At 63.9% G+C, this 13,306-nt stretch carries 15 protein-coding genes; 5 read left to right on the top strand and 10 right to left on the bottom strand.

Annotation, left to right across the window (positions count from 1 at the left end; all coding sequences use genetic code 11):
- Positions 1 to 2 precede the first annotated feature (2 nt).
- The 5 genes from HWX62_RS05840 (at position 3) to HWX62_RS05820 (ending at position 4,357) form a co-directional block, all read left to right on the top strand.
- A complete protein-coding gene (locus HWX62_RS05840; protein WP_011694564.1) occupies positions 3 to 293 on the top strand; it encodes a co-chaperone GroES in 291 nt (96 codons plus the stop codon).
- A 12-nt stretch (positions 294 to 305) separates the two neighbouring features.
- On the top strand, positions 306 to 1,946 hold the full coding sequence (groL, locus tag HWX62_RS05835; RefSeq protein ID WP_175932840.1) for a chaperonin GroEL: 1,641 nt from the start codon (positions 306 to 308) through the stop codon (positions 1,944 to 1,946).
- A gap of 601 nt (positions 1,947 to 2,547) precedes the next feature.
- Positions 2,548 to 2,769: a hypothetical protein gene (locus HWX62_RS05830; protein ID WP_175932839.1), complete on the top strand. Its 222-nt coding sequence runs from the start codon at positions 2,548 to 2,550 to the stop codon at positions 2,767 to 2,769.
- A gap of 133 nt (positions 2,770 to 2,902) precedes the next feature.
- On the top strand, positions 2,903 to 3,424 hold the full coding sequence (locus tag HWX62_RS05825; protein WP_175932838.1) for a PTS sugar transporter subunit IIA: 522 nt from the start codon (positions 2,903 to 2,905) through the stop codon (positions 3,422 to 3,424).
- 48 nt (positions 3,425 to 3,472) lie between these two features.
- Positions 3,473 to 4,357, top strand: coding sequence for an acetylglutamate kinase (locus tag HWX62_RS05820; RefSeq protein ID WP_175932837.1), 885 nt, complete (start codon positions 3,473 to 3,475; stop codon positions 4,355 to 4,357).
- A gap of 79 nt (positions 4,358 to 4,436) precedes the next feature.
- On the opposite strand, the gene HWX62_RS05815 is transcribed toward HWX62_RS05820, so the two are convergent.
- The 10 genes from HWX62_RS05815 to cdiI all read right to left on the bottom strand — a co-directional run bounded on the left by HWX62_RS05815 (position 4,437) and on the right by cdiI (position 13,005).
- A complete protein-coding gene (locus HWX62_RS05815) occupies positions 4,437 to 6,437 on the bottom strand; it encodes a family 2A encapsulin nanocompartment cargo protein cysteine desulfurase (RefSeq protein WP_175932836.1) in 2,001 nt (666 codons plus the stop codon).
- Positions 6,412 to 7,344, bottom strand: a complete 933-nt coding sequence (locus tag HWX62_RS05810) for a family 2A encapsulin nanocompartment shell protein (protein ID WP_006479760.1) — start codon at positions 7,342 to 7,344, stop codon at positions 6,412 to 6,414. Before HWX62_RS05810 ends, HWX62_RS05815 begins: the two co-directional genes overlap by 26 nt.
- A 137-nt stretch (positions 7,345 to 7,481) precedes the next feature.
- Positions 7,482 to 7,703 (bottom strand): helix-turn-helix transcriptional regulator, encoded by a 222-nt coding sequence (locus HWX62_RS05805; RefSeq protein WP_011356215.1) that lies wholly within the window; start codon positions 7,701 to 7,703, stop codon positions 7,482 to 7,484.
- An 8-nt stretch (positions 7,704 to 7,711) separates the two neighbouring features.
- Positions 7,712 to 8,650 carry a serine O-acetyltransferase EpsC gene (gene epsC / locus HWX62_RS05800; protein ID WP_175932835.1) on the bottom strand — a complete coding sequence of 313 codons (939 nt, stop codon included), beginning with the start codon at positions 8,648 to 8,650 and terminating at the stop codon, positions 7,712 to 7,714.
- A 28-nt stretch (positions 8,651 to 8,678) separates the two neighbouring features.
- Positions 8,679 to 9,149 carry a rhodanese-like domain-containing protein gene (locus HWX62_RS05795; protein ID WP_175932834.1) on the bottom strand — a complete coding sequence of 157 codons (471 nt, stop codon included), beginning with the start codon at positions 9,147 to 9,149 and terminating at the stop codon, positions 8,679 to 8,681.
- Positions 9,150 to 9,497: 348 nt separating this feature from the next.
- Positions 9,498 to 9,800, bottom strand: a complete 303-nt coding sequence (locus tag HWX62_RS05790; protein ID WP_175932833.1) for a hypothetical protein — start codon at positions 9,798 to 9,800, stop codon at positions 9,498 to 9,500.
- A 139-nt stretch (positions 9,801 to 9,939) separates the two neighbouring features.
- Entirely contained in the window at positions 9,940 to 11,697 is a 1,758-nt protein-coding gene (locus HWX62_RS05785) for a ShlB/FhaC/HecB family hemolysin secretion/activation protein (protein ID WP_175932832.1), read from the bottom strand.
- A complete protein-coding gene (locus HWX62_RS05780) occupies positions 11,694 to 12,149 on the bottom strand; it encodes a hypothetical protein (RefSeq protein WP_175932831.1) in 456 nt (151 codons plus the stop codon). The genes HWX62_RS05785 and HWX62_RS05780 overlap by 4 nt, the downstream gene beginning before the upstream one ends.
- A 105-nt stretch (positions 12,150 to 12,254) precedes the next feature.
- On the bottom strand, positions 12,255 to 12,617 hold the full coding sequence (locus HWX62_RS05775) for an immunity 8 family protein (protein ID WP_175932830.1): 363 nt from the start codon (positions 12,615 to 12,617) through the stop codon (positions 12,255 to 12,257).
- Between the two features lie 58 nt (positions 12,618 to 12,675).
- Entirely contained in the window at positions 12,676 to 13,005 is a 330-nt protein-coding gene (gene cdiI / locus HWX62_RS05770) for a toxin-immunity protein system imunity protein CdiI (protein ID WP_175932885.1), read from the bottom strand.
- Positions 13,006 to 13,306 lie beyond the last annotated feature (301 nt).

Here is a 13,306-nt window from a genome sequence, read left to right as displayed (position 1 = left end):
AAATGAGCCTACGCCCCTTGCACGATCGCGTGATCGTGAAGCGACTCGATCAGGAAACCACCACCGCGTCGGGCATCGTGATCCCCGACAGCGCCGCCGAAAAACCCGACCAGGGCGAAGTGATCGCCGTGGGCCCCGGCCGCAAGGACACGGACGGCCAGCGCATCGTGCCCGACCTGCAGGTCGGCGAGCGCGTGCTGTTCGGCAAGTACGCGGGGCAAGCCGTCAAGGTGGACGGCAACGAGTTTCTCGTGCTGCGCGAAGAAGACATCGTCGCGGTCGTCAATCAATAACGGAGCGCAATCATGGCAGCCAAGGAAATCATTTTCAGCGACATCGCACGGTCGAAGCTGACCGAAGGCGTGAACATCCTTGCGAACGCGGTGAAGGTCACGCTCGGGCCGAAAGGCCGCAACGTCGTGCTCGAACGCAGCTTCGGCGCGCCCGTCGTCACGAAGGACGGCGTGTCGGTCGCGAAGGAAATCGAACTCGCGGACAAGCTGCAGAACATCGGCGCGCAGCTCGTGAAGGAAGTCGCGTCGCGCACCAGCGACGCGGCCGGCGACGGCACGACCACGGCCACCGTGCTCGCGCAGGCGATCGTCCGCGAAGGCCAGAAATACGTGGCGGCCGGGCTCAATCCGCTCGACCTGAAGCGCGGCATCGACAAGGCCGTCGCATCGGCCGTCGACGAGCTGAAGAAGATCAGCAAGCCGACCACCACGAGCAAGGAAATCGCGCAGGTCGCGACGATCTCCGCGAACGGCGAGGAATCGATCGGCCAGCGCATCGCCGAGGCGATCGACCGCGTCGGCAAGGAAGGCGTGATCACCGTCGAGGACGGCAAGTCGCTCGCCGACGAGCTCGACGTCGTCGAAGGGCTGCAGTTCGATCGCGGCTACCTGTCGCCGTACTTCATCAACAATCCGGACAAGCAGATCGCCGAGATCGAGAACCCGTACATCCTGCTGCACGACAAGAAGATCTCGAACATCCGCGACCTGCTGCCGGTGCTCGAACAGGTCGCGAAGTCGGGCCGCCCGCTGCTGATCATCGCGGAAGACGTCGAAGGCGAAGCGCTCGCGACGCTCGTCGTGAACAACATCCGCGGGATCCTGAAGACGATCGCGGTCAAGGCGCCGGGCTTCGGCGATCGCCGCAAGGCGCTGCTCGAGGACATCGCGATCCTCACCGGCGGCCAGGTCATCGCCGAGGAAACGGGCCTGACGCTCGAGAAGGCGACGCTCGCCGAACTGGGACAGGCGAAGCGCATCGAGGTCGGCAAGGAAAACACCACGGTGATCGACGGCGCGGGCGATGCGAAGAACATCGAGGCGCGCGTGAAGCAGATCCGCGTGCAGATCGACGAAGCGACGTCCGACTACGACCGCGAGAAGCTGCAGGAACGCGTCGCGAAGCTCGCGGGCGGCGTGGCGGTGATCAAGGTCGGCGGCGCGACCGAAATCGAGGTAAAGGAGAAGAAGGATCGCGTCGACGACGCGCTGCACGCCACGCGCGCGGCCGTCGAGGAAGGCATCGTGCCGGGCGGCGGCGTCGCGCTGATCCGCGTGCGGCAGGCGATCCGCGAACTGAAAGGCACGAACGCCGATCAGGACGCGGGCATCAAGATCGTGCTGCGCGCGCTGGAGGAACCGCTGCGCCAGATCGTCACGAATGCGGGCGAGGAAGCGAGCGTCGTCGTCGCGAAGGTCGCGGAAGGCACGGGCAACTTCGGCTACAACGCGCAGACGGGCGAGTACGGCGACCTCGTCGAATCGGGCGTGCTCGATCCGACCAAGGTCACGCGCACCGCGCTGCAGAACGCGGCGTCGGTGGCCGGGCTGCTGCTGACGACCGATGCGACCGTGTTCGAAGCGCCGAAGGATGCGGCGCCCGCTGCCGCGCCGGGCGGCCCGGGCGCGGGCGGGCCTGGGTTCGATTTCTGACGACACGGCAGCGTGCGCCGGCTCGCCGGCGTGCGCGCCGTCATGCAGAAACGGGAAACGCGTGACGACGAAAATCGTCACGCGTTTTTTTGGATTCGACCGTTTGCGGAGCCGTTAGCGCGAACCGCACGTTCCGGTACGCGCCATGCCACACCAGCGCACATCAGTGCGCGGTATACGTAACGAGCGATTCGTGCACCTTTACGACCTTTTTACTTGCGCCCGCTCATCCGTTCACTAGAATGGGTTCGCCAGCCACTACCGAACACGCGCCATGCGCATCCGAAGTCCTCGTCCTCCGAGTTGCTTCTCCGCCTGACAGGCAGGACGCCTGCGTCTCCTTCCCGAGCCACCGTCCCGCCGACAGGCGGACGATGCGCGCCGTAGTCCTTCCCGTGCACGCTTGAACACGACATCGATGCGTCGTCCCGCATCGCAATGCATGCGTTCGCACACGTGCGTGCGACACGTTCCGCGTAACGACGCGCTATCGGTCCGCCGATCCGATCCACTTATTTTGCATCACTGATTTCGTGCACGGGGATTTCCGCTTCCGGCGCGTCGCCCCCGTCTCGATCATCTTTCATACAGGAGCCATGGAATGATGCTGGGCTTGACGTTCTGGAAACACGTGATCGGCGCGCGCTCCCCTGCTATCCGCGAGGACCGGACGACGGCGCACGGCCGACACCGCCGGGTGTCGAGAACGCTCGTGCTGGCGAGCGCCATCGTGGCGTTCGCGGCAATCGCGTTCGGTGCGCCGGTCATCGGCATTTCGGTGTTTGTGCTGACGACGCTGCCGTTCGTGCTGTCGGGCACTTGAGGTTTTTTCGTAGCGGGTACGGCTCCAACGCCGCTCGATACGAAATTTTAATGCCCGGCCCCCGCGTATCTGACACCGTCTTTACACGCGGTTGTCTAGGATTTCCCTGTCATCCCGACACGGAGCAATCCGCATGCAAACGCAGCAGGCCGCCGCCGGCGGCCAACCCGACCTCCTTCGCCGACACGGCGGCACGCCGTTCGCGCCCCGGCTCGCCGACGCCTGTCCGCCGGACAACATCCTGCTCGACGTGCCAGTGGAAAGCGCGATCCAGTTGTTCGATCTCGTCGCTCACCATGTCGCACGCGACAGCGGCGTATCCGCGGAACGGATCCGGGCCGAACTGATCAAGCGCGAACGACTCGGCTCGACCGGCCTCGGCCAGGGCGTCGCGATTCCGCACGCGCGCGTCGACGGGATCGGCTCGGCCGTCGCGCTGTTCGTCCGCGCGCGATACCCGTTCACGTTCAACGCGCCCGACCGCAAGCCCGTGCGCGAATTCGTCGTGCTGGTTCTGCCGCACGCGGACGACCGTGTACACCTCGAACTGCTCGCCGACGCCGCGCGATGGTTCAGCGAACGCGCGATCCGGCAAGCGTCACGCGACGCACAAACACCCGACGAGATTCGCCGACTCATGCAACGCACCGTTTGATCCAGCGTCGCGCAACGACAGGTATCCCCTTCATCCTTTCGAACGCCCATGTTCCCAGACCCTGACACTCCCACTCGACGCGTGGCCGGCTTGGCCCGCTCACTGCCGTTCATGCAGGCGCTGCACGGACAGACCGTCGTCATCGTCGACGGTGGTGCCGCCAGCGACGTCCACACGCGCTCGGCCTTCGCGCAGGATGTCGCGCTGCTCGCGCTCACCGGCATCCATCCGATCGTGATCCAAAGCATTCCGACTGCGTCCGTCGCGCAATCGGTCCACGCGACACACGCCGCCATGGCCGGCGTCAACCATGAACTGGTGCGCCTGATCGGCAGCCACGGCGCGCGGGCAATCGGCGTCGACGGTCACGACGGCGGCCTGCTCGTCGCCAGCGCCGAATCCGGCCACGCGAACACGAGCGAGGTCGCGCGGTTCGACGTCACCGCATTGAATGCGTTTCTCGACAATGGACTGGTGCCCGTCGTGATGCCGATCGCACCAGACGACGCGGGCCGCGACTGCCTGCTGCGCCCTGAACGGCTCGGCAGCGTGCTCGCGCAACACACGTGCGCCGTGTCGTTGGTGATGATGGTCGACGGTGCGTTGCTGCGCGAACTCGGCGAGCTGGCCGGGTTGTACGGCATCACGGAACTCGAGCAATGGCTCGCCGAACATCCTGCCGCCGACGCGGCGCCGTGCGTGCGGGACGCGCTCGATGCGCTCGCGCACGGCGTGCAGAACGTCCACCTCGCCGATATCGGGCAACCCGACTCGCTGATCGACGAACTGTTGACGGACGAAGGTTCGGGCGTGGTGTTCTGCCGGCGCGGCAACACCGATCTGCTGTCGGAAATCCGCCGCTACTTCGCCGATTCGTCGTGCGTGCTGCGCGACGGGTTCAGCGTCGAGAAGAAGCCGGTCGTACGTTTCTGATCGGTAGCATCAAAACGCTTGCGGCGGCCCGCAAAGGCCGCCGCAAGGGGACAACATCGACACGACGACAACGTCGACGTCAGCGTCGCGCCGCCAGTCTCCTGACGACGCTCACCAGCGCATCGACTTCGTCGCACGTGTTGTAGAACGCGAGCGACGGCCGCACCGTGGCTTCGAGCCCGAAACGTCGCAGGATCGGTTGCGCGCAGTGGTGCCCCGAGCGCACCGCGATGCCCTCTTCGTTCAACGCCTGCCCGACTTCCTCGGTTTCATAGCCCTTCAGCACGAACGACAGCACGCTCGCCTTGTCGCGCGCGGTGCCGACGAGCCGCACGCCCGGCACCGGCGCGAGCACGCTCGTCGCATACGCGAGCAGATCGTGCTCGTAGCGCGCGATGTTCTCGATGCCGATGCGGTTCACGTAGTCGAGCGCCGCGCCGAGCCCCACCGCATCCGCGATGTTGCCGGTGCCGGCTTCGAAACGGTTCGGCGGCGGCTGGAACACCGTGCGCTCGAACGTCACGTCCGCGATCATGTTGCCGCCGCCCTGCCACGGCGGCATGTCGTCGAGGATCGCGCGCTTGCCGTACACGACGCCGATCCCGGTCGGCCCGTAGATCTTGTGCCCGGAGAACACGAAGAAATCCGCATCGAGCGCCTGCACGTCGACACGCATGTGCGAGATCGACTGCGCACCGTCGACCAGCGCCTTCGCACCCGCGCGATGCGCGAGCTCGACGATTTCCTTCACCGGCACGACCGTGCCGAGCGCGTTCGACACCTGCGTGACGGACACGATTTTCGTGCGATCGTTGAGCAGCTTCCGGTATTCGTCGAGCAATACCTGGCCCGAATCGTCGACCGGAATCACGCGCAGCGTCGCGCCCTTGAGCGCGGCAAGCTGCTGCCACGGCACGATGTTCGCGTGATGCTCGAGATGCGACACGACGATCTCGTCGCCTTCGCCGACGTTCTGCACGCCCCACGTCTTCGCGATCAGGTTGATCGCCTCGGTCGTGCCGCGCACGAACACGATCTCGTCCGGCGACGATGCGCCGATGAAGCGCTGCACCGTTTCCCGTGCATGCTCGTACGCATCCGTCGCGCGGCCGGCCAGCGCGTGCGCCGCGCGGTGGATGTTCGAGTTCTCGTGTGCGTAGAAGTACGCGAGGCGATCGATCACGGCCTGCGGCTTGTGCGTCGTCGCCGCGTTGTCGAACCAGACGAGCTGCTTGCCGTTCACGCGCTCCTGCAGGATCGGGAAATCGCGGCGAATCGCGTTCACGTCGAACGGCGGGTGGGCGCCGCCATGCAACTGGCCTTGCGGCTCGGCTGCGTGCGCGTCGTCGATGAAGTAACGCGGCACGTCAGCGCCCGATGCACGCGAAGCCGGCACGTCACGATGCACGGCGAGCAGTTCGCGCAGCGTGTCGTCGCCCGGCAACCCGAACGCTTCCGGCGACGCGAGGCCGTTCGACGGCACGACGATGTCCTGCGGCGTCCCTTGCCAGCCCTGCAGCGAACCGTCGGTGAAGTAGTACGGCGACGCCTTCGCCGCGCCTTCCGGTGCCGGTGCATTCACCTGCGGCACGCCGAGCGCCGCGCCGCCGACGCGCGGCTCCAGCGCGGGCGCGATCGATACGACGTTGTCGGGCAGCCCGTTCTGCGCGGCCGCATGCGGCGCGAGCGCGGGTGCGCGGTTGCCGAGCGACAGCACGTGCGTCGGCGCGGACGGCGCGAGGTTCGCGCCCGGTACCTTGCCTTGCGGCAGCGCGAGGCCCGGCACGCCGGTGCCCGCCCCGCCCGGGCCCGCGAGCGGCGAACCGCCCGGCACCGGGTTGCTCACCGACGCGAGAATCGGCGCCGCCGCAGGCAAGGCCGACGGCACGCCGCCGACCGCGCCGCTGCCCGCCGACAAGCCGGGTGCGGTGGCCTGCCCGGGCGGCGTCGCGAAGAACTCGGACGCGAGCCGCGCGAGCGTCGCCGGATCGGGCAACCCGGCCGGCAGCGGCGCATGCGGCAACGCGTGCGCGTCGCCGCCGGCCGGGCCGGGATTAACGGTAGGTGTCGGGATAGTCATGGAACTTGGCGATTTCGACGTCATCGAGGACAGCCAGCGCATCCGGCGAATGGACCGCGAGCGAGCAATACAGCGAGATCAGGTACGACGCGATCGCCTGGTTGTTGATCCCCATGAAGCGCACCGACAGGCCCGGCCCCTGCTCGCCCGCGACGCCCGGCTGATACAGGCCGACGACGCCCTGGCGCTTGTCGCCGACGCGCAGCAGCAGGATCTTGGTCTTGCCGTCCGCGACCGGCACCTTGTCCGACGGAATCAGCGGAATGCCGCGCCACGTGAGGAACTGCGAGCCGAACAGGCTGACCGTCGGCGGCGGCACGCCGCGCCGCGTGCATTCGCGGCCGAACGCGGCGATCGCGAGCGGATGCGTGAGGAAGAACGCCGGCTCCTTCCACACCTTCGTCAGCAGCTCGTCGAGATCGTCCGGCGTCGGCGCGCCCGTCAGCGGGAAGATCCGCTGTTCGTCTGTCACGTTCGCGAGCAGCCCGTAGTCCGGGTTGTTGATCAGCTGGCTTTCCTGCAGCTCCTTGATCGTCTCGATCGTCAGGCGCAGCTGTTCCTTGATCTGGTCATGAGGACTGCTGTAGAGATCGGAGATCCGCGTATGCACGTCGAGCACCGTGCTCACCGCGTTCAGGAAGTACTCGCGCGGCTGTTCCTCGTACGGCACGAAGGTCTGCGGCAGCACGCTTTCGTCCTCGAGCTGCGTGCACGCGGCGCGCACGGCTTCCGGGTTCTTCACCTGGTTCAGGCGATAGATGCCGGCCTCGACCGGTACCCATTGCAGCAGATGGGTCAGCCAGCGCGGCGTGATCGTGGAAAGCTGGGGGACGGTCTTGGTAGCGTTCGCTAGTTGGCGGGCGGCGTGATCGCTCAGCGCGGCCGTGCCGCTTGCAACGGTCGACATGTGTGGCTCCGGGTTCTTAAGATGAAAAACGGGATTGCTTATGACGCTCGGTGATTATCGGAAGCACGCCCCTGCCGGCTCAACATGCTATAGCCGTCAGGTCGTGCACCCGAAAGGGGAAACGATGCGGCGCGACCTCAGGTGACGTACGCGCCCGGCAGCAGCGTCGAGATCGACACGTCGAACGCGCGCGCGATCTTGTCGGCCGTGACGATCGACGCGATCGCCTCGCCGCGCTCGATCTCGCCGACGTACGAGCGGTTCAGCCCCGCATGCTCGGCCAGTTGCTCCTGCGACCACGTGCGCGCTTCGCGCAGCTTGCGCACGTTGGCGCCGAAGTGATGGATGAGGTCGCTCATCGCGCCTCCTAGGCGACGCGCGCCGCCGTGCGCGGCGCGGCGTTCGCTTCGCTGCGCAGCACGGCCTGCGTGACGTTTTCGCCGGGCGGCACGTCCTGCGTGAGCCACACGTTGCCGCCGATCACCGCGCCGCGCCCGATCGTCACGCGCCCGAGGATCGTTGCGCCCGCATAGATCACCACGTCGTCCTCGACGATCGGATGGCGCGCGAGCCCTTTCTCCAGATGGCCGGCCGCATCGCGCGGAAAGCGCTTCGCGCCGAGCGTGACCGCCTGGTACACGCGCACGCGCTCGCCGATGATCGCCGTCTCGCCGATCACGACGCCCGTGCCGTGGTCGATGAAGAAGCCCGCGCCGATGCGCGCGCCCGGATGAATGTCGATGCCCGTTTCCGCATGCGCCTGCTCGGCGATGATCCGCGCGAGCAGCGGCAGGCCGAGCCCGTACAGCTCGTGCGCAAGCCGGTGATGGATCATCGCGAGGATGCCCGGATAGCACAGCAGCACCTCGTCGACGCTGCCGGCCGCCGGATCGCCGTGAAAAGCCGCCAGCACGTCGCTGTCGAGCAGCCGGCGAATCTCCGGCAAGCGCGCGGCGAATGCCTGCACGGCCTTCGACGCGACTTCGTCGAGGTTCTCGATTGGCCCGTCGGCATTGCGCTGACGCGCCGTGTAGCGCAATTCGAGCGTCACCTGCGCGAGCAGCGCATTCAGCGCCGCGTCGAGCGCATGGGCCACGTGGAAGTTTTCGCTTTCCTGCCGCAGGTCGGGCGGCCCGAGCCGCATCGGGAACAGCACGCCCTTCAGCGCGCCGACGATCTGCGCAAGCGCCTCGCGCGCCGGCAAATCGCGCCCGCCCGGTTCGAGCGAGCGCCGCTGCTTTTCGCGCCAGGCGCGGCGCACCGTTTGCAACGATTGAACGATGTCGTCGATGTCGAATGCGGCCATGCTGCTTTCTCCCCGTAACGGCCGTGAATCAATCCTGCGCCCACGGCAGGCCGCGAAAGCGCCAGCCGTTGTGGCCGCCGCGATGCTGCCGCTCGTCGAGGTCGCCCTCGAAGCCTTCGAGCACATTGAATACCTGCGTGAAACCTGCCTTCGTTGCGGCCTCGGCCGCCTGCGCCGAGCGGTTGCCGCTGCGGCACAACAACAGCACGACCGCGTCCTTGCCGGTCTTCGCTTCCAGCTCGCGCACGAAGCGCGGGTTGCGCGTCAGGCTGGTACCGGTCGCCCACGGCACGTGCAGCGACTCGGGCACGTAACCGACGAATTTCCGTTCCTCGGCCGTGCGCACGTCCACCAGCAATGCGTCGCCCGCTGAAAACAGCGCCCACGCGGCTTCCGGCGCGACGCCGCCCGCGTACGGCGTGCCGGCCGCCACGGCTGCCGCGCGCGCGCCGTCGAGCGCCTGCTGCGCAGCGGTTCGTTCTTCCAGTTCAACCGTCATCACACTTCCTCGTTTTCGCAGATTCGTATGAACAAAAACACCGGGAATGCGGCCGTTGCAGCTTGCGTGCTGTCTATAGCCGTCAGCGCCACTATGCGAGTGCGGTCGGGGAAGCAGAACCAATAAAAATTCATTTCCTAATCAGCGCCGCGGGGAATGCAATAGCGGACGCGCGCTATTGGTGCGCGCGTCGCTGGCGGGTGGGAAATGGAGGACGAGGGCCGTTCGATGTCGTGCATCGAAGGGGGTGTGGTGAAAGCGGACGCTCATGGGCCGACAGCAATCTCGGTCCCAGATAAATCAAGGCGGGCTGGCCGGCGCTGTAACGCCACGCAGAACGGCGATTGCCTACCCGTACTGCAACGCCTGCCGAACCTGTGAAAGCAGCCAGAACACAAGCCAGATTCGCGCAAGATACATCCACAAATAATGCTTCACATTCGGAGCACAAATCCAGGCAATTCGTACCCACGCGGCGATCAATACGAGTTGCAGAAAGAGCAGCGGTACCACGTAGATAATCGGCGTCGACAGATGGACCACGTGCCTCACACATACGTTGCTCAGAAACATGGCCGCTCCTGTGGGAATACCGAGTCCCCACCAGACCTTCCAAAGAGGCTCATTTCCGGCCCACGCATTCTTCAGCATTGAAATCTCCATGATCGGCAACTGACGACTCCCCCCGAGCTGCCTTTTGCATCGCACCGGCTAATACATTTCGACCGACTGCTCGATATGCATGACGGGGGCTCCCACGCACATGGCTTTTTGCTTCTACATGCCTCGCTCAGAATTGCGCCGTAAGCTGAAATCCAAGTGTTACGCGTGCGGTCTCGAATCCGGAAGGCTTGTACACCGGGGTGCCCGCAAAGAGATCGTACGCATATGAGCCGAAGCGCGTGGCGACGCTGCCCTTCACGCCGATCACGGCGCCCGCGAGCTGCGTGCCGACCAGCGCCACCGGCTCAGGTCCCCAGACGCGACCATAGTCGAGACCGGCATAGGCCGCGAGCCCGGTCTGCGCGATCGGGACCTGCAATTCGTTGCGCCAGTAGAACCCGCGTGATGCCGCCAGCAACCTTTCGCCGTCGAATCCCCGCACGGTATAACGGCTGCCGATCGTGACACTGTCAAGGTATGAAACCGTGTTGCCCGTGTACTGGCCGTGAAAGGTCGTCACATACTTGAACGGCTGCGTACCGATGACGAACGGTGTCGACAGATTCGCATCGAGCACGACCATCTTGAATCGGTACGTCTGCCCTCCCTCTGCCGCGAACATGCTGTCTGTCGAGCCGAGCCAGCCGAGCCCCTGACGATAGGCAAGCGAGCCGTCGAACTGCGACGAACCGAAATAGTGCCGGTCGTTCAGCCCGAATTCAAGAAAGGTCGCGTTCTGGTGCGACGACGGTATCGTCGTGCCTTCGATGTAGCTGTCGCCAAAGCGGCGCGTCAGGCGAACCTGCACACCGAACACATCGTTGCGGCTGCGCGTCAGCACACGATTGAGCTTGAAGTCGACCGTCTTCATGTTGCCGCTCGCAACGAACGTCTGATTCACGGCCGCGAGCGGTTGAAAGTACGTGCTGGTATAGGCCGACAGGGTGCCGGTCCAGTAACCCCACGGAACCGAGTAGAACGCGTTCCAGCCGTGCGAGCCGAAGCGCTTGTCGCCGAATTCCAGGTCTTGGTTGAAGCCGACGTTGAAGATGTCGTTCAGGCCTAGCGGGTTGTCGATGCCAAGCGATACGTTGCCTTGCAGCTTGCCGGTCGCGCGCGTGCCGGAATTGTCAATGGACGCCACAACGGTCCATGGCTTGCCGCGCTTCACGTCGAGCACGACATCGCTTTCGCCGGGCATGTCGCCCGGTGCGATCCGCATCGACACGTCTTGACTTGAGACGCGCTTCATTTGCTCAAGCCCTTGCTCGATATCGCGCAGGTTCAACACGTCGCCGTCGCGAGTCGGGAACGCAGTCTTCCACGTTCCGCGCAACTTCTCGTCCTCGAAACGCACGTGCCGGATGACACCCGGAATCAGGGCAAGCTTCAATGTGCCGGTGGACAAATCCTGCTCGGGCACGAGTACGCGGGTCGTGATGTAGCCGCGTGCGAGGATGGCCTGCGACAGCCCCTTGACGATCAGGTCGACAGCTTGCTTACCGACGCACTGGCCGGCGTAGTGAGCGAGCCAGTCGCGGGCAAAGGCGAAGCGATCCATCGGTAAGGCGGATGCGCCTTGCGCCTTTGAAGCGGGCGGTAACGAGTCGGGCACGTCGAGCGCGAAATGGTCGATTCGAAAGCACGGTGTTTCGGTCGGCAGTACCGGATAGGCTTCCGGGCGCGGCACGTCTGAACGCATGCCCGGCGCTTGCACGGTGGCGTCGCGCTGCTGCGCGTCACGGCGCTGTTGCACCTGCTGATTCTGCTCGGCATTCGCGCGGGCGGCGGCGGCCTGGTCGTTCGGAGTGGGGGCCTGTTGTGCCTGCGCAGAGAGCGTAACCAACGCGGACAATTGCAAGATCAACAACCGCTTAATAGTCATGATTGATGCCACATTCCCCAATCTTTTAAGTACGCTCTAGACATATCCCCAAGTTGCATTTCCAGACGCGTCAGAAGTGCGCCATCTCGGTGTGCTTGCGTGTATAGAGACTCCAATAGACCCGTTGCAAAAAAGGTCTTCAGATCGACGTTCTCTGCCGTCATGCCGCGCTCGATAGTCTCGAAGATATATGTCCGGTCTTCGGGTGAATATTCATCGAATCTTGCTGCGACACTCTTTCCTAACTTTCCGAAGAGGAGCGTAGTCGGAATGTCTACCCCCCAATCCTCGATAGCTTCATCTCTAGCCAGCCGAAGAGATTCGATTTTCGTTAAATCGGCAACAAAATCTTTCCATGCATTCATAGCTTTTGCCACAACGATATTGAGCTTAGCGGCGCGCAGTAGCCTTTGCGCCTTCCGTGACCCATCCACCACCATTGGCTTCGACATGCTCGCGGCAAGATCGTCGGCAAGCTTCGGAGCGGTCGCATATTAGACAAGATGTTCGAAATTCCGCTGCTGTTTCAGCAACCACCATCGCTTGCTCGAGGAGTACTATCGGTTCCGATAATCTTCAAACTCCCATGCGCCCATTCGACTCAACTTGGTCGCGATCGCAGCCCAATCATCGCCATGGCAAGTTGCGACGTAGCGTTCAATGAACGCTTTGATTGCCTCGTAATCGTAGGCTCCGACAATCAGCATGTGCCTCCCCCACATTGCCCCCTCGATAGTACATCGCGATTTAAGCCACTCTGGTGTGCAGACCTCGATGTCGAACGCCTCCGAACCCTCCTCGCCTTGCGGACCAATATAGGCACGAATCCAAGTACCGAAGTTCGATACATCATCCGGCAGGTAGTTAATCAGCGTGTCTTCCAGCTGCAAGGAATACAGCGATTTGATTTCAGCTTTCATGGTGTTGGTGGCAACAAATCAATGGCGCCGACGTTGGTCAGGATGCTCTTCGCCCAACTCACCAGCCTGTTATCTGTGTGGCAGTCACAACAAAAACATCGTGCTCTTGACTCTCTGAACGAACGAACTCAGCTGCGGCTAGATTGTTTTGTTCCGCAACACCAGCGTCAACGGGCGGATCGACTCCATCCCAAATGCAATCGAGCCTCGCTTCGAATCCAGGAAAATGCCAAATACCTCCCTCGATCCGAGCAACAATCAAACCGTGCTGCCCCGCCCGTTCACAAACTGCAATTGCTGCATCGGCAGATAGCTTCATCACAACGCTTCCACCGAGTAAGAAAAAATCATCCGACGAATCGTAGCGTCGTTGGAGATCAATATTCATCGCGATAGAGATCATCCATCAGTCCACCGAGCTTCGCATCCATCACCATTGGCTTCGACGTGCTCGCAACAAGATCGTCGGCAAGCTTCGGAGCGGTCGCATATTAGCCATGACGTTCGAAATTCTGCTGCTGTTTCAACAAACAACCATCGCTTGCTCGGGGAGTGCTATCGGTCCTGATAATCTTCAAACTCCCATGCACCCATTCGATTCAACTTGGCCACGATCACAGCCCAATCTTCGCTATGGCAAGTTGCGACGTAGCGTTCAATGACCGCTTTGATGACCTCGCAATCGTAGG

This window comes from Burkholderia sp. BCC0506, assembly GCF_902833145.1.
GTDB lineage: Bacteria > Pseudomonadota > Gammaproteobacteria > Burkholderiales > Burkholderiaceae > Burkholderia.
The sequence above is the reverse complement of the archived record's forward strand: the minus strand, read 5'-3'. Positions and strand labels throughout refer to the sequence as shown.